Source organism: Luedemannella flava (assembly GCF_039528515.1).
Classification (GTDB): domain Bacteria; phylum Actinomycetota; class Actinomycetes; order Mycobacteriales; family Micromonosporaceae; genus Luedemannella; species Luedemannella flava.
In genome coordinates this window covers 166,380-182,167 of the sequence record NZ_BAAALT010000053.1, presented here as the reverse complement: position 1 = coordinate 182,167, position 15,788 = coordinate 166,380, and the positions used below count along the sequence as shown (strand labels likewise).

The following is a 15,788-nucleotide window of genomic DNA, read 5'->3' as shown; positions in this document are numbered from 1 at the left end:
GGTACCTCTGGGGACGGATGTGCACCGCCCCTGGGTGGGCGGAGCAATCACGCTATTCCCCACCGGTTACGCGCCGGTCATGTACCCATATCAGCGGAACGAGTCGGGCAGCGGCACGCTGACCTCGACGGTGGTGCCGGAGCCGACCTGGCTGGTCATCGTGATGCGGCCGTTGAGCAGCTGGGCGCGCTCCTGCATGGACGGCAGGCCGCCGCCGAAGCGGTCCCGGTCGGTCGGGTCGAAGCCCGCCCCGTCGTCGGTGACGGTGGCGTTGACCACGGCGTTGTCGACGTCGACGCGCAGGACCAGGTTGGTCGGGTCGGCGTGCTTGACCGCGTTGCGGGCGGCCTCGCGGACGATCAGGTACAGCTCCTCGGCGATGTCGGCGGGCAGGCCCTTGCAGTCGCCGCGCACCGTGAGCGTGACGGTGATCCGGTCGGGCACGTTCTCCCGCATGTACGCGCGCAGGGCGGGCTCCAGGCCCCCGTTGCCGATCGAGCGACGCAGCTCGGCGGTGAGCTGCTGGACGGAGCGCACCGCCTCGGCCAGCGACCCGATCGCCGCGTCGATCTTCGCGAGGTTGGGCTGCCCGTTCAGCGCGGCGTGCCGGTAGAGATCGAGTTGCTGCAGCGTGAGGCCCATGCTGTGCAGGACGCGGTCGTGCAGCTCCCGGGCGATGCGCACGCGCTCCTCGCGGCGCGAGGCCTGCAGCTTGTCCAGCAGCAGCTTCACGTACGACAGGGACGCGAGCGCGACCCGATCCATGATCGACTCGTGGAGGATGCGGCTGATCCGCATGGCCCCGAGGCCGTCGTTCGGCGCGAACCGGCGGATCAGCACCGGCAGGGTCGTCTCGAACAGCGTGGTGGCGGCGCGCAGGGACTCCACGGGGTGGATGCCGCGCTGCGCCCGGCTCGTACCGATGTCGAACGCCAGCAGGCGCGACGTGCCCGCGGGTTCCATGGAGTCGGGACCCTCGGCCGCGAGGATGCGGCCCACCACGTCGTCGAGGACCGAGTTGACCTGCGCGATGAGCTCCTCGACCACGCCGGACGCGGTCAGCACGCTGTTGTCCAGCCGGAGCGCGGCCAGGTAGGCGTCCATGATCTCGGCGCGCTCGGCGGAGAACTCCACGCCGGGCGCCGGCACACCGATGGTCACGAACACTCCCCCTGGTGCCCTACGGGCGGAGGCCGGCACAGCCCCCGTCGCCGAAAGTGAAGTAACTCTATCTGCGATCGGGCCATCACGCACAGCACCCGGTCGTACTACCGACGTCGTAGTTGGACCTACGCCCTCGGTCCACACTTGCCCCCCGCCAGGCATCGCTACCTGTCGACGCGCACCTGCCCGTTCATACGGTCGTGCCAACACCGCCGGACACCCGGTCCGGCACCGGCACACAGGAGGACCCATGTCGGGCGAGGCGGTCGCACAGGTGCTCGGCGGCTTCCGGTTGACCGTGGCCGGTCAGCCGGTGACGGCCTGGGGGGCTGGTCGGGCACGTGCCCTGTTCCAGTACCTGCTGTTGCACCGCGACCGGGTGGTCTCGCGCGAGGAGCTCGGCGACGCGCTCTGGCCGCGGGTGGGCGCCACCTCCGTCAAGGTCGCGGTGCACGCCGTGCGCCGTGTCCTGGGCGACGCCTCGATCGTCACCACCGAACGTGGTTACCAGCTCAACGGCGAGCGGGTCACCACCGACCTCGCGCGGTTCGAGTCCTCGATGCGGGCGGGCACGGAGGCCGCCCGCGTCGGTGACCGCGACGCGGTCGTCGCACACCTGACGACCGCGATGGCGCACTACGCCGGGCCGCTGCTGCCCGACGAGGACAGCCTCTGGTTGCTCGACCAGCGCGAGTGGCTGCACACCCAGGCCCTGCGGGGCGCGCACGAACTGTGCCGGGCCGCGCTCGACGCCGGCGACGACTGGACGGTCATCCAGTGGGCCCGCCGCGCCAGCCTCATCGACCCCTACGACTTCGACGCGTACGAGCTGATCGTCGCCGCGCACCACCGGCTGGGCCTACGGGGACAGGCCCGCCGGTGGACCGACGTGGCGGCGCGGGCCAACGCGGAACTGATCCAGGCCTGACTGAAGGGAGACCACGATGACCAACCTGATCAGCCTCGACGACTGCGAGCAGTTGTCGGTCAAGCAGGTGCACCAGCTGTACCGCGACCACGTCAACGCCAGCCAGGTCAAGCTCATGACCTCGTTCGGCTTCGGCCAGGAGCTGGTCGACCACGCCGAGGGCGCGGTCATCACCACCCGCGACGGCCGGCGCATCCTCGACTTCACGGGCGGGGTGGGCGTGCTCAACCACGGCCACAACCACCCGCGGATCATCGCCGCGCGGGAGCGCTTCGCCCGGCAGGGTCGCATGGAGGTGCACAAGACCTACTTCTCGCCGTACGTCGGGGCGCTCGGTCACAACCTCGCGGCCGTCCTGCCGGGTGACCTGAACATGTCGTTCCTGCCCAACTCCGGTGCGGAGGCGGTGGAGGGCGCGGTCAAGCTGGCGTACAAGTACCACGGCGGCAAGCGGAACACGATCCTGCGGGCCGACATCAGCTTCCACGGCAAGCTGCTCGGTTCGGGCAGCCTGACGGGCAGCTCGCAGAACCACTTCGCGTTCCCCGGCATCCCCGGCGTGGTCGTCTTCCCGTACGGCGACCTCGAGGCGGTCAGGCAGCTGATCGCCGAGCACCGCCGGGACGACGGCAGCAGCGACGTGTACGCGCTGTTCATCGAGCCGTTCAGTGCCTCGACGATGCGGCACTGCTCGGAGGAGTTCCTGCGCGGGCTGCGCGAGCTGTGCACGGCCGAGGACATCGTGCTGGTGTTCGACGAGATCTACACCGGCTGGGGCAAGACCGGGACGATGTTCTACTTCATGCGCTACCCGGGCCTGATCCCGGACGTGGTGACGACGTCGAAGTCGTTCGGCGGCGGCAAGTCGTCCATCTCGGCGTACGTGGCGCGGGAGCCGATCTTCCGCAAGGCGTACGACAGCATGAAGGACGCCCTGCTGCAGTCGACCTCCACGACGTACTACGGCTTCGGCGAGGAGTGCGCCACCGCGATCGAGGCGATCAACGTCGCGGTCGAGGAGGACTTCCCCGCGCGCGCCCGCGCGATCGAGCGGATCCTCGGCCCGGGCCTGGCCCGCATCGCCAAGGAGCACGAGGACGAGGTCGTCGAGGTGCGGGGCGCCGGCGCCCTGTGGGGCGTGTTCCTGCGCCCGAACAAGGTCCTGGACCTGATCGGCAAGCTCGCCCCCGGCGGCATCGCCCGCGACCCCCAGTTCGGCACGAAGCTCGTGACCTGCGCGGTGATCGACGACCTCTACCGCCGGCACGACATCTACGCCTACTACACGCTCAACGGCAAGAACCCGCTGGTGGTGGGTCCGCCGTTGGTCACCGACCCGGCCGACGTCGAGCGGTTCCTCGACGCGCTCGACGCCACCCTGGCCGTCGGCCTGCCCCGCCTCGTCACCCGTTTCGTTCGAGAGAAGGTGTCGTCACTGTGGTGAAGTCCGTCCTTGTCACCGGTGGTTCCGGGATGCTCGGCGGCGCCGTCGTGCGCTCGCTGGCCGACTCCGGTCTCCACGTGCGCAGCGTCGACCTGCGCGAGCCGCTCGAGCCCGTGCCCGGCGTCGACTACAAGATCGGCGACGTGCGCGACCGGGCCGCCGTCCAGTCGGCCGTCGCCGGGGTGGACGCCGTCGTCCACACGGCCGCGGCGCTGCCCACCTACAGCGCCGCCGAGATCGACTCGATCATCGTCGGCGGCACCCGCAACGTGCTCGACGCGGCCCTGCTCGCCCACACCCCCCGCGTCGTGCACATCTCGTCCACCGCCGTGTACGGCCTGCCCGACGTGGTCCCGACCACGGAGGACTACCCCCGCTCCCCCGTCGACCCCTACAGCCGGGCGAAGGCCCGCGCCGAGGAGGTCGGCGAGGAGTTCCGCCGGTACGGCCTGTGCGTGCCGATGCTGCGGCCCAAGACGTTCCTCGGGCCGGGCCGGATGGGCCTGTTCGCGATGCTCTTCGAGTGGGCCGAGGAGGGCCACAACTTCCCCGTCCTCGGCAAGGGCGACGTGAGGATCCAGATGTTCGCCATCGACGACCTCGTCGACGCCGTGCGGACCGCCCTGGACGCGCCGGCGGACATCGCGAACGACACGTTCAACCTGGCGGCGGCCGAGTTCGGCACGATCCGGCAGGACTTCCAGGCCGTGCTCGACGCGGCCGGGCACGGCAAGCGGGTCATCTCGGTGCCCGCGAAGCCCGCCCTGGCCACGCTGCGGCTGCTGGAACGCACCAAGTTGTCCCCCGTGTACGGCCGCCTGCTGCACAAGCTGATGGCCGACTCGTACGTGAGCATCGACAAGGCCCGGGAGGTGCTCGGCTTCGCGCCGAAGCTGTCCAACCGCGACGCCATCCTGCGCACGTACGACTGGTGGCGGTGCAACCGGACCGCCACCAGCAAGTCCTCGACTGGCCGCACCAGTCGTGAGCCCTGGCGTCAGGGCGCGCTCTCCCTCGCCAAGGCGGTCTTCTAACCGTCCTTATTGGAGGTACAGCCATGACCATTATCGACGAAGCGATCAGCACGTCACCGCCTCTCACCATAACGGCGCCCACGCGCCCGGTCGGGCTGGTGCGGGACCTGATCGCGCTGATCCGGCCGTACCAATGGGTTAAGAATCTGCTGGTCGTGCCGCTCGCGCTGCTCGATCCGGCGGCACTGCGCGCGGGCCCGCTGTTCGCGGTGGGCTGGGCCGTGCTGGGCTTCATCCTCGCCTCCTCGGCCGTGTACATCATCAACGACATCGCCGACCGGCACCGCGACCGGGTGCACCCGAAGAAGCGGCTGCGCCCGATCGCCTCGGGCCGGGTCCCGGTCCCCCTGGCGTACGCCTACGGCGCCCTGGTCTCGGCCGCGTTGGTGGCCGTGGTGCTGGGCGGGCCGGCCATCGCCTGGTGGCCGCTCGGGGTGTACCTGGTGCTCAACGTCGCCTACACCCGCGGGCTCAAGCACGTGCCGCTGGTGGACGTGTTCGTCGTGGCCCTCGGCTTCGTGCTGCGGGTCGTCCAGGGCTACCTGGCCGCCGAGGTGCCGGTGCAGAGCTGGCTGCTCATCGCGGTCTTCGCGGTGTGCCTGCTGATGATCCTCGGCAAGCGGCGTCACGAGGTCGGCGCGGGTGGCCTGGCCCACCGGCCGTCCCTGCGGGGGTACTCCTCGCAGTACCTCGAGTACCTGATCGTGCTGTGCGCCGTGCTGGCGATCAGCGCCTTCCTGTTCCACCTCAACACCGCGGTCCCGCCGCCGTACACGACGGTCGCGCTGCTCGGCTCCGTGCCGTTCGCGCTCTTCGGGCTGGCCCGCTACCTGCAGGTCGTGGTCGTGGAGACCAGCGGCGGCGAGCCCGTCCGGGTCCTGCTCCGCGACCGCGCCATGTTGATCAACTCAACCCTGTGGGCCGCGCTCATCGGCTCCACCCTGTTCGCCGCGCACTAGAAAGGGCGACGACACATGAACACGCCGACCGTGTCGGTCATCATTCCCAACTACAACTACGCCAAGACGCTGGATCTGTGCCTGGCCGCCGTCAACGGCCAGGACTACCCCGCCATCGAAGTCATCGTCATCGACGACAACAGCACCGACAACTCTGTGGAGATCGCCCGGTCGCGGGGGGCGCGCGTGCTCCGCACCGGCACGAATATCGGCGCCCCGGCGGCCCGCAACCTGGGCGCCGAGGTGGCCACCGGGGAGATCCTGTTCTTCCTGGACTCCGACGTCGCCCTGCGCCCGGACGCGGTGACCAACGCGGTGCGCCTCATGCTCACCGAGCCGAACATCGGTGCGGTGTGCGGCACCTACACGCCCAAACCGCTCGTCCGCGACAGCCTCGTCGAGGAGTACCGGTCGCTGCAGCTGTACTCGTGGTGGATCGGCGACCTCGGCGACACCAGCACGGTGTTCACGGCCATCTTCGCCATCAAGGCGTCGGTGTTCGCCGAGGTCGGCGGGTTCAACCCGGCGCTGCGGCACAGCGAGAACGCCGACTACGGCCACCGGCTCACCCAGCGGTACCGGATCCTGCTCACCGACGAGGTCGTCGGCGCGCACGACCACGACGACAGGTTCGGCGTGCTGCTCAACAAGTTCTTCCACCGGGCGCGGCTGCACGTACCGCTGTTCCTCAACCGCCCCGACTTCTCCGGCGGCCCGACCAACGGGTCGCGGGGGTGGGGCAGCATCGCCGCGCTGGGCGCCGTACTCGCCATGGTTCTGCCGTTCGTGTTGGGCGCGGCCTGGACCCTGGTCCCGGTCGCCCTGTTCGCGGCGTTCGTCGCCGCGGACATCCCGATGTACCGCGAGGTGCGTAAGCACGTGTCGCCGTGGTTCCTCGTCTACTACACCGCGGTGCACTTCGTCGTGAACGTCACCGTCGGCCTGGCCGTCGGGGCGGGCCTGTTCCAGTGCCTGTTCTCGCGGGACTTCCGCACCACCTACAGCCTGTCGATGCAGGGGGCCTGAGCCGTGTCGCAACCGCTCGTGTCGGTCATCGTGCCGAACTACAACTACGCCGCGTCGCTGCGGCTGTGCCTGGGCTCCATCCAGGCGCAGACCTACCGGAACATCGAACTGATCATGGTGGACGACGGCAGCACCGACGACTCCATCGCGATCGCGGAGAGCATGGGGGTGCGCGTCCTGCGCACGCCGTACAACTCCGGCTGCGCCGGCGCCCGCAACCTGGGCGTCGCGGCGAGCTCCGGCGAGATCCTCATGTTCGTCGACTCGGACGTGGCGCTCGACCCCGAGGCGATCTCGCGGTCGGTGGCGCTCCTTGAGGCCGACGCCAAACTCGCGGCCGTGTGCGGCGTGCACGACCCGGTGCCACTCATCCGCGACAGCATGGTCGAGGAGTACCGGGCCCTGCAGTACCACTACTGGTCCGTGACCTCGGTGGGGCTGATCTCGTTCATGTTCCCGGCGGTGTGCGCGCTGCGCCGCTCGGCGTTCGACGAGGTCGGACCGTTCAACACCAAGCTGCGCCAGACCGAGGAGGTCGACTACGGCCACCGCCTCACCCAGCGCTACGACATGCTGCTGACCGAGGAGGTGCGCGCCCGCCACGACCACGACGACCAGCTGGTCCCGTTGCTGCGCAAGCTGTTCAAGCGGGCGCGGGCCCGGGTGCCGCTCTACGCGCGCCGCAAGGCGTTCGCGCGCGGGTTTGAGACGTCGTCACGTGCGGGCGGCAGCGTGGCCGCCCTCGGGGCCGTCGTCTCCCTGCCGCTGGCGCTGCTGTTCGGGCCGTTGGCCCTGCTGGTGCCGGCGGCGGCGCTGGCCGCGTCGCTCGGCGCGGACCTGGGCATGTACCGGTTCGTCGCCCGCCAGCGCGGGGTCGCCTTCCTCGCGTACTTCACGGCGGTGCACTTCATCGTCAACGTGACGATCGCGTCCGGGGTGGCGGTCGGGGCGGCCCAGTGGCTGGTGTCGGACTCGTTCCGGCGCCTCTACGACCCGCTGCTCGCTGAGACGGCGCCGGCATGACCTCGTTGTTGGGGCCCGCGCGGCCGGAGGTGGTGGCGGTTTCCCCGCCACCGGCTCCGGCCGCTCCGGCCGACTCGGTGACGCGGCCGCCGCGGTGGCGGCGGGCCGCGGGGCGCGTCACCCTCGTCGCCACCGGCCTCTGGCTGGGGTACGTCGTGACGCACCCGTTCCTGTCGGGGCGGTTCTGGTGGATGCTGTTGCCGGACCTGGCGCCGCCGTTCCTGTTCGTGGCCATGCCGCTGGTCCTGGCGGCGCTCGTGCCGCTCGCCTCGTGCCGGCGGGTCCGGGCGGTGACCGCGCTCCTGGCGACGGTCGCGCTCCTGGCCGGGGTCCCGCAGGCCGGCCTGCGGCTGCCGGGCGGCGCACCCACGGTGCCGGCCGGCGCGATCAAGGTGGTGTCCTGGAACACCCAGTTCTGGGAGCAGGACGAGGACCCGGCCGCGTTCTACGACTATCTTCGCCGCTTCGACGCGGACGTCTACCTGTTGCAGGAGTACCTGTACTTCACCGACGCGCCGCGCCCGATCGACAAGCTCGCGGAGATCAAACGCGAGTTCCCGGGCTACGAGATCGTGGCGAACAGCGAGCTGATCACGCTGTCCCGGCTCCCGATCGTGAGCAGCCGGGCCCTGGACGGCTCGGCGTGGCTGTCGGCCGAGCGGGGCAGCGCGCCGCCGCCCGGCACCGACTTCCTGCCGTACTGGACGACGAAGACGCTGCGCACCGACATCGTGGTCGGGGGTGGGACCGTCGCGTTCTACAACGTGCACATCCCGGTGCAGCTCGACGGCGGGCGCAGCCCGTTCACCGGCCGGTTCTACTCGGTCATCCGGGAGCAGTCGGCCCGCCGCGAGGCGAGCTGGCGGGCACTCACCGCCGACCTGGACACGGTGTCCGGTCCGGCGCTGGTGTCCGGCGACTTCAACAGCACCAGCGCCATGGGCGAGCTGGACGTCCTGCGTGACCGCCTGCGTCAGCAGGAGGTCACGAGCGGCGGGCTCTATCCGTCGACATGGGACGCGCGGGGGCACGGATGGTGGCGCCTCGACCACGTCTTCGCGGGCGGGTCGTTGGACGTCTACACGTACGACATCCGCGACAGCGCGGGCCTGTCGGACCACAAGGCCCAGGAACTGAAGGTTGGTTTGCGCCACTAGGCGTATTTGGGTACTTCTATAGAAGCGGTCGGTGCCGCACCGGCCACGGAGAGTTGGGGAGAAACATGCAGCAGCGAGTCATCGCCGGCCCGCAGGGCGGCATCACGGTCAGCGCCCTGGCCCTGGGCACGATGTACTTCGGCACGTACACCGAGGAGAAAGTCGCGTTCGACCTGCTCGACCGCTTCCACGCGGCGGGCGGCACGTTCCTCGACAGCGCCGACTGCTACAACCAGTGGCTCGGCAAGGGCGGCGAGAGCGAGGAGGTCATCGGCCGCTGGGTGCGCTCGCGCGGCGTCCGCGACGAGGTCGTGCTCGCGACCAAGCTGGGTGCCCAGACGACCGACCCGGAGAAGCCCTGGCCGGACTTCTTCGAGGGCCTGCGCGGCGACACCATCCGGGCGGCGTTCGAGAAGAGCCTGCGGCGCTTCGACGTCGACCACGTCGACCTGCTCTACGCCCACTGGGACGACCGGTCGGCCCCGCTGGAGGAGCGCGTCGACGCGCTCGCCGAGATCGCCGAGTCGGGCAGGGCCCGCGCCCTGGGCGCGTCCAACATCGCGGCGTGGCGGCTCGAGCAGGCCCGCTCCCTGGCGCGGGCGGCGGGCCGGCCCGGGTTCACGGCGGTGCAGCAGAAGTACACGTACCTGTGGACGCGGCAGCTGCCCCGCCAGACCGACCAGGCCAGCGACGAGCTGCTCGACTACGCGGCCGAGAACGACATCACGGTGATGGCGTACACGCCGCTGCTCAAGGGCGCCTACCAGCGCTCGGACGTCGAGCTGCCGCTCACCTACGACCACCCGTCGAACGCCGTGCGGCTCGCCGAGCTGAAGGCGGTGGCCGCGGAGCTCGGCGCCACGCCCAACCAGGTCGTCCTCGCGTGGCTCATGGGCGGCGAGGTCCCGGTCATCCCGATCATCGGCGCGAGCAACGTCGCCCAGCTGGAGGAGTCGCTCGGCGCGGTCGAGCTGACCCTGGACGACGAGACCCGGGCCCGCCTGGACGCCGCCGGCCAGGGCATCGACGCCGGACAGCGCGTCAGCGTCTGACCGCAGCACGGGAGGGGCGGCGAGAGCCGCCCCTCCCGTGTGCGCAGCGGGCAGCTGGGCGGCTCTGATAGAACTGCTTCGTGGCCAGCGTCGAGGACCTGCCAGCGTAGACCGCGGCGGCACTGGCTGCCGACCTGCTCGACACTGTGCTACGCCACATCGATGGAGGCAGCAGCGGGGGCTGACACGCCACCTGGCCAACCGGAGCCGGGAAGTTCGCGGCGGGTCCGGCAGTTCCGCGCCGGCCGCGGACGCCGCGTGGGCGACGCCATCATCAGTTGCGATAGCCGCCATGGCAGCCGCGCCTCGATCCCCGCCAGCCGGGCGGCATCGGCGCTGAGCTGCTCCTCCAGTTGTGCGCGCCGCAGCCGGAGCATGCCGTGCAGCTCCTCGACGGTGACCTTGTCATCGACGATGTCGGCGACCTGCGCGAGCGTGAGCCCAGATCCTTCAGAGCGACGATCCGGTTGAGCCGGCGCAACTGGTCGGCTCGGTAGTAGCGGTACCCGCTGGCCGGATCCGTGGCGGCGGGCCGCATCAGGCCGATCGCGTCGTAGTGGCGCAGCATACGCACCGGCACGCGGCCGAGTGCTGCGAAATCTCCGATGCTGAACACCGCCTCATCGTGCGGCCTGACACGGTGTCAGGGTCAACACCGCCTCGACGGTCCCAGTACGATTCGCCGATGCCCGACCTGCTCAGCCGCGAGTGTCACTGCCTGCTCTGTGAGGGCGATGGCGAGCCGCGTCGATGGTGGCGGTCGGCCGAACGGTCTTGGCCCGATCGCGAACGCCGCAACGCCCGACTGGTCCGTGAGTACGGATGGGGCGTCACCGGCGTCCTGGGCACAACCTTGCCCGACTGGGCCTACTCCATCGGCCTCTGGCACAGCTACGGCAGCGTCGAGGTCTGCCTACTCGGCGTCCCCCAGCAGCGCGCCATGGTCATCGTGAACACCGTTGGACAATTTGTCCGTGACGGGCTCACGCTGACACCAGACCTTACATTGATGGGCGTCGTCGACGAGTACGACCTCCGCTTGGCTCCGGTGCACGACAGTTGGTACGAAGCGTTGTTCGGCGCTGCCATCGACTACTACCAGCGCCCACCGTTCCCGGTGGTGCAACTCCTGTGGCCCGACACGTCCGGCCGCTACCCGGGCGACCCGGAGCGCGAGCGCGATGCGGATGACGCCCAGCCGGCGCTGTGGCTGCCGATGAACGAGCACCCACGCAGCATGTGGACGGAAGCGCCGACGGCATAGGACCGGCGCACGCGTCCGCTTTCCGAAGCCGCCGTTCTGATCATCGGCGTGGTACCTACTCGCTCACAGCATTGACGACCGCGGCGGCTTCACTGCTCGTCACCACGGGCACGACCTCGAAGTCGATCAGATCGCCCCATCGGCCGATCCAGGTCATCAGCAAGCTCAGATCGTCGCACTCCATGAGCTGAAAGCATCGACTCAAGTTGGCTTCGACCCAGCTGTCGACATAGCGCAGCCCGTCGGGCATCATCCGTCCGCGCTCACGTGCCCGCTCATACACAGCGCCCGCGCCGCCGTCACGGAAACGCTCCACCACCATGAAAAGCATGGCGGTCATGCTACGAACAATGATGCAGCAGTTCGACGTCGCCGTTCTCGCGCAGGCGGTAGGTGACTCCCTCGTGGCCGTCACGGGCCGGGTCGGTGGCCCCGCTGGACCCGGGTGATGTCGGCCAGCGCCTCCAGCGCCGGAAGCGCCGCCATCAGCGCCTTGGCGTCGGCTTCGGACAGCTCGGCGAGAATGCCGGCGAGCACCCTCGTACGGATCTTGCGGTTCTTGTCCCACCGGCGGACCCCGGCCGCCGTGATCTCGACGTGGGCCACCCGCCGGTCCACATCGTCGGTGGTCCGGCGGACAAAGCCGAGCTGCTCCAGTTTGCCCACCACCCGCGACAGCATCGTCGGATTGATGCCCTCGTACTCCGCGAGTTCGGCGAGCCCGATCCGTTTCTCCCGTGCGATCGTGGCCAGGACGGTCAGCTGCGCCCGGGTGATCTCCTCTACGTTGGTGCGTCGGTCCAGCTCACGGACAGTCCGGCCCATGGCGATCCGAAGCCGGTTCACATCGTCATCCGTGAACGGTGCGGGCATGTGCCCACCTCCTTCGGCTACATGATCGACGCCCCTGTCAGGCGCGGTCGGCGACGCTGAGGGCGGGCTGCTGAGCGGTCGCCGCCCACAGCGCGGCGTAACGGCCACCGCGGGCGACAAGCTCATCATGGGACCCGTCCTCGACAATCGTCCCGTTGTCTACCACGAGGATCCGGTGCGACGCGCGGGCGGTCTGCAGGCGGTGTGCGATGAGCAGGGTGGTGCGGCCGCTGGCCACCAGACCCATGGCACGCTGGACCCGCGCCTCCGTCGCCAGGTCGAGGTTGGCGGTCGCCTCGTCCAACAGCAGGATCGCCGGATCGACCAGCAGCGCCCTCGCCAGGCTCAGCAGTTGGCGCTGGCCGGCGGACAGCGACCGGCCCTGCTCGCTGACGGGGGTGTGGTAGCCCTGCGGGAGCCCGGTGATGAACTCGTGCGCGCCGACCGCGCGCGCGGCCCGCTCGACCTCCAGGTCCGTGGCGGACGGGCGGCCGTAGGCGATGTTGGTCCGGATGGTTCCGGAGAACAGGAACGGCTCCTGCGGGACGAACCCGAGCTGGTGCCGGTACGCCGCCAGGTCCAGCGCGCGCAGCGGGACGCCGTCGATCAGGATCGTGCCGGAGGTGGCGTCGTGGAACCGGGCCACCAGCTTGACCAGCGTCGACTTGCCCGCGCCGGTCGTGCCCACGAGAGCGACGACCTGCCCGGGCGGAATGGACAGGCTGACCCGGTCCATCGCGACCAGGCCGGTGCTCTCGTAGGCGAAACTGACGTCGCGCAGCTCGATCGCGCCGCGCAGTCGGCCCGGGGTGACCGGGTCCGCGGCCTGCGGCGTGCTGCTCGTGGTCTGCAGCAGCTCACGAAGCTGACCGACGGCCACCTTCGCCTGCAGCCACTGGTCGAAGACCGTTGACAGCTGCTGGACCGGTGCGAAGAACTGGTCGAGGTAGAGCAGGAACGCGATCAGCAGGCCGGCGCTGAGCGACCCGTCCGCGATCTGCTGGGCGCCGGCGGCCAGCGCGATGGCCTTGGCCACGGTGCTGAGCAACTGCAGGAACGGCAGGTACCGGGCCATGAGTTCCAACGAGCGCGCCCGCGCCTGGAAGTACGACTCGGCCAGTGCCGCGAAGCGCGCCTCGTTCGCCGGCTGCTGGCTGTAGGCCTGGCTGACCGTGACCCCGGAAAGGCTCTCCTGCACGTACGCGTAGAGAAGCGCGATCCGGTGGCGGGCGACGATGTAGGACCGGCCCGACGCGCGCTGGAACAGCCACGTCGTCGCCACCAGCGGCACGAGCACGACCGAGACGGCCAGCGTGAGGGCGGGGTTGAACACCGCCAGCACGATCGCGATGCCGACCATGCTGAGGATGCTCACGACGGCCGTGAGGAGTCCTTGCTGCAGCAGCTGCGCGAACGCCTCCACGTCCGAGGTCATCCGAGTCATGATCTTGCCGGCCTGATGCTGCTCGTAGTAGTTCAGCGACAGGCGCTGCAGGTGCGCGAAGGTGCGCACGCGCAGGGCGAACAGCATGCGTTCCGCGGTGCGCTGGGTGTGGAAGGTCATCAGGCGCTGGTTGGCCCAGATGCCGACCTGCAGGACGAGCAGTACGACACACACCAGGGTGAGTACGCGCTGCGAGTCACGCAGCACACCGTGGTCGACGCCGAAGCGGATCAGCGTCGGGGCGGCCAGCCCGGTGATCGCGTCGAGCATGACCAGCCCCGCGGCGAGCAGCAGCGGGCGGGCGAACGGGCGGAAGACCTCCCGCATGCTGAAGTCGTGGTGCGGCGCCATCGCCGCGTCGAGGTCGACGGCCGGGTCGCCGGCCAGTGGTGGCAGCCGCTCGACGTCCGCCAGCAGCTTCGGTGACACCGTGGCCACGCTGGCCAGCCGGGACGAGTCCCCGCCATGACCCATGCCGCCGCCCGTGCTGGCCACCGAGCGCGCGACCGCGTCGCCGGACATGCTGCTGACCTTGGGTGCGCCGTCGCGGGAGACGTCGGTCGGCCACGCCTTGGCGTCGATCCGCTCGACGGGGTCGGCCGGCGGCGCGGTGTCCTCGGCGTCGGGCCCGGTCAGCAGCTCCCGGAACAGTTCCGAACGCTCCAGCAGCTCCTCGGTCGTGCCCTGGTCGACGACGCGTCCGCGGTCCAGCACGATGACCCGGTCGGCGAGTTGCAGCGTCGAGTGCCGCTTGGCGATCAGCACCGTCGTCCGCTGGGCAAGGACCTCCTCGAACGACCGGTGGATCGCGTGCTCGGTGCGGGCGTCGATCGCGGAGGTCGCGTCGTCGAGGATCAGCACCCGCGGGTTGGTGAGGGCGGCCCTGGCCAGGGCGAGGCGCTGGCGCTGCCCTCCGGACAGGGTGTAGCCGCGCTCGCCGACAACGGTCCCGTACCCGTCGGGTAGGCCGGCGATGAAGCCGTGCGCATGGGCCGCCACGGCGGCGCGCTCGACCTCGTTGTCGGAGGCGTCCGGCCGACCGAAGGCGACGTTGTCGCGGATCGTGGTGGAGAACAGGAAGCCCTCCTCGAACACGATGCCCACGGCGGAGCGCAGCGAGGTGAGCGTGTAGTCGCGGATGTCGCGCCCGTCGACGCGAACAATGCCCGCGGTCGGGTCGTGGAACCGGGCCAGCAGCAGCGCCAGCGTCGACTTGCCGGATCCGGACGCGCCGACGATCGCGACCCGCTCCCCCTTCCCGATGCGCAGGTTGATGTCCTTGAGTACGGCATCGCCACCGGGATAGGCGAAGTCGACGCCGTCAAGTTCGATCGTTCCGTCGGGGTCGGTGAGCGCGGTCGCCGCCGGACTCTCCTTGACGAACGACTCGGCCGAGAGCAGCTCCACGATCCGCGCGGCACCGGCCCGCGCCTGCTGGCTCGTCGTCAGGATGCTGGACAGGAACCGCACCGGCGTCACCAGCTGCAGCACATAGGTGGAGAACGCCAGGAAGACCCCCAGCGTCACCGTGTCATGCATCACCAGCCAGCCGCCGAACCCCAGGATGGCCAGCTGGGTCAGTCCCGGGAACGCGTCCAGCGCCGCGCCGAAGCCGGCCGTGATCCGGCCGGCGCGGAGCCTGGACTGGAACAGCGTCCGGGCAGCCGCGTGGAGGGACTCCTGCTCCTGCCGCTCCTGCCCGAACGCCTTGACGATCCGCACGCCGGTGACGGCCTCCTCGACCACCCCCGCCACGGCGCCCTTGTAGATCTGGTCCGTCCAGCTCGCGGGGAACGAGCGCGTGCGAAACCGCGTGGCGACGATCAGGAACAGCGGCACCGACACCGCCATCACCAACGCCAGCAGCGGTGACAGCCACAACATGACGCCGAGCGCGACGACCAGCAGCGTGACGTTCGCGTAGGCGATGGGGATCTGGTGCAGGAACATCTGGATCAGCGTGAGGTCCGACGTCGCCCGCGACATCACGTCGCCAACGCGAAACCGGTCCCGCCCCGACTCGTCGAGGTACTGCAGGTGATGGTGTACCTGGATCTGAAGATCCCGTTGTACGCGCGCCGCAGCCCTGCTGCCGATCGACCGACGTATGTACTGCACCACGAAGCAGACCACACCCGCGAGCACGAGAAGCGTGCCCCACAACGCCAGCGACCGCCGCTGTTCGAGGATGGTGTCGTCGATGATGACCTGCTGGATCAACGGCAACGTCGCCAACAGGGCCTGTCCGAGGATCGCCAGGGCGATGCCTACGCGGATCAGGCGCACGTTCCGCCGCCCCAACCTCGGGCGCAGCATCCGCAATGCGCCCCGACCAGTGCCGTTCACGCCCGACCACCACATTCCGCCGCGATTAGATGCCTGTCGGCAAGCATATACCTGGAGGGCCGGCGGCGCCTCCG

At 70.0% G+C, this 15,788-nt stretch carries 13 protein-coding genes and 1 pseudogene; 9 read left to right on the top strand and 5 right to left on the bottom strand.

The genetic code is table 11. The annotated features are described in order from the left end of the window. Window positions 1-90: 90 nt before the first annotated feature. Entirely contained in the window at window positions 91-1,161 is a 1,071-nt protein-coding gene (locus ABD211_RS10910; RefSeq protein WP_344128961.1) for a sensor histidine kinase, read from the bottom strand. Between the two features lie 253 nt (window positions 1,162-1,414). Between ABD211_RS10910 and ABD211_RS10905 the strand changes: the two genes are divergently transcribed. The 8 genes from ABD211_RS10905 (at window position 1,415) to ABD211_RS10870 (ending at window position 9,787) form a co-directional block, all read left to right on the top strand. Continuing rightward, the gene (locus ABD211_RS10905; protein WP_344128959.1) at window positions 1,415-2,092 is read left to right on the top strand and encodes an AfsR/SARP family transcriptional regulator; all 678 of its coding nucleotides are present in this window, start codon (window positions 1,415-1,417) and stop codon (window positions 2,090-2,092) included. Between the two features lie 115 nt (window positions 2,093-2,207). Continuing rightward, complete coding sequence (locus ABD211_RS10900) at window positions 2,208-3,536, top strand: aspartate aminotransferase family protein (protein ID WP_344129034.1); 1,329 nt, start codon at window positions 2,208-2,210, stop codon at window positions 3,534-3,536. Beyond that, complete coding sequence (locus tag ABD211_RS10895) at window positions 3,530-4,570, top strand: NAD-dependent epimerase/dehydratase family protein (protein WP_344128957.1); 1,041 nt, start codon at window positions 3,530-3,532, stop codon at window positions 4,568-4,570. The genes ABD211_RS10900 and ABD211_RS10895 overlap by 7 nt, the downstream gene beginning before the upstream one ends. A 23-nt stretch (window positions 4,571-4,593) precedes the next feature. Beyond that, window positions 4,594-5,529, top strand: coding sequence for a UbiA prenyltransferase family protein (locus tag ABD211_RS10890; protein ID WP_344128955.1), 936 nt, complete (start codon window positions 4,594-4,596; stop codon window positions 5,527-5,529). Window positions 5,530-5,544: 15 nt separating this feature from the next. Next, a complete protein-coding gene (locus ABD211_RS10885; protein WP_344128953.1) occupies window positions 5,545-6,555 on the top strand; it encodes a glycosyltransferase family 2 protein in 1,011 nt (336 codons plus the stop codon). 3 nt (window positions 6,556-6,558) lie between these two features. Next, window positions 6,559-7,578, top strand: a complete 1,020-nt coding sequence (locus tag ABD211_RS10880; RefSeq protein ID WP_344128951.1) for a glycosyltransferase family 2 protein — start codon at window positions 6,559-6,561, stop codon at window positions 7,576-7,578. Continuing rightward, window positions 7,575-8,735 carry an endonuclease/exonuclease/phosphatase family protein gene (locus ABD211_RS10875; RefSeq protein WP_344128949.1) on the top strand — a complete coding sequence of 387 codons (1,161 nt, stop codon included), beginning with the start codon at window positions 7,575-7,577 and terminating at the stop codon, window positions 8,733-8,735. The genes ABD211_RS10880 and ABD211_RS10875 overlap by 4 nt, the downstream gene beginning before the upstream one ends. A gap of 65 nt (window positions 8,736-8,800) precedes the next feature. Then, window positions 8,801-9,787, top strand: coding sequence for an aldo/keto reductase (locus ABD211_RS10870; protein ID WP_344128947.1), 987 nt, complete (start codon window positions 8,801-8,803; stop codon window positions 9,785-9,787). A gap of 296 nt (window positions 9,788-10,083) precedes the next feature. Here the strand turns inward: ABD211_RS10870 and ABD211_RS10865 are convergent. Next, window positions 10,084-10,403, bottom strand: a pseudogene (locus ABD211_RS10865) (MerR family transcriptional regulator); the annotation flags it as partial. Between the two features lie 69 nt (window positions 10,404-10,472). Here ABD211_RS10865 and ABD211_RS10860 point away from each other — a divergent pair. Continuing rightward, complete coding sequence (locus tag ABD211_RS10860; RefSeq protein ID WP_344128946.1) at window positions 10,473-11,051, top strand: DUF4262 domain-containing protein; 579 nt, start codon at window positions 10,473-10,475, stop codon at window positions 11,049-11,051. Window positions 11,052-11,106: 55 nt separating this feature from the next. Here the strand turns inward: ABD211_RS10860 and ABD211_RS10855 are convergent, their stop codons facing one another. The 3 genes from ABD211_RS10855 to ABD211_RS10845 form a co-directional block, all read right to left on the bottom strand. After that, complete coding sequence (locus ABD211_RS10855; protein ID WP_344128944.1) at window positions 11,107-11,391, bottom strand: DUF3303 domain-containing protein; 285 nt, start codon at window positions 11,389-11,391, stop codon at window positions 11,107-11,109. A 71-nt stretch (window positions 11,392-11,462) separates the two neighbouring features. Further along, window positions 11,463-11,924 (bottom strand): MarR family winged helix-turn-helix transcriptional regulator, encoded by a 462-nt coding sequence (locus tag ABD211_RS10850; protein WP_344128942.1) that lies wholly within the window; start codon window positions 11,922-11,924, stop codon window positions 11,463-11,465. Between the two features lie 37 nt (window positions 11,925-11,961). Further along, window positions 11,962-15,714: an ABC transporter ATP-binding protein gene (locus tag ABD211_RS10845; RefSeq protein ID WP_344128940.1), complete on the bottom strand. Its 3,753-nt coding sequence runs from the start codon at window positions 15,712-15,714 to the stop codon at window positions 11,962-11,964. Window positions 15,715-15,788: the final 74 nt, after the last annotated feature.

Coding starts and splice junctions, on each gene's coding strand:
- ABD211_RS10905 (WP_344128959.1), top strand. CDS start 1,415: ATGTCGGGCGAGGCGGTCGCACAGGTGCTCGGCGGCTTCCGGTTGACC.
- ABD211_RS10900 (WP_344129034.1), top strand. CDS start 2,208: ATGACCTCGTTCGGCTTCGGCCAGGAGCTGGTCGACCACGCCGAGGGC.
- ABD211_RS10890 (WP_344128955.1), top strand. CDS start 4,594: ATGACCATTATCGACGAAGCGATCAGCACGTCACCGCCTCTCACCATA.
- ABD211_RS10885 (WP_344128953.1), top strand. CDS start 5,545: ATGAACACGCCGACCGTGTCGGTCATCATTCCCAACTACAACTACGCC.
- ABD211_RS10875 (WP_344128949.1), top strand. CDS start 7,575: ATGACCTCGTTGTTGGGGCCCGCGCGGCCGGAGGTGGTGGCGGTTTCC.
- ABD211_RS10870 (WP_344128947.1), top strand. CDS start 8,801: ATGCAGCAGCGAGTCATCGCCGGCCCGCAGGGCGGCATCACGGTCAGC.
- ABD211_RS10860 (WP_344128946.1), top strand. CDS start 10,473: ATGCCCGACCTGCTCAGCCGCGAGTGTCACTGCCTGCTCTGTGAGGGC.
- ABD211_RS10855 (WP_344128944.1), bottom strand. CDS start 11,391: ATGACCGCCATGCTTTTCATGGTGGTGGAGCGTTTCCGTGACGGCGGC.
- ABD211_RS10850 (WP_344128942.1), bottom strand. CDS start 11,924: ATGCCCGCACCGTTCACGGATGACGATGTGAACCGGCTTCGGATCGCC.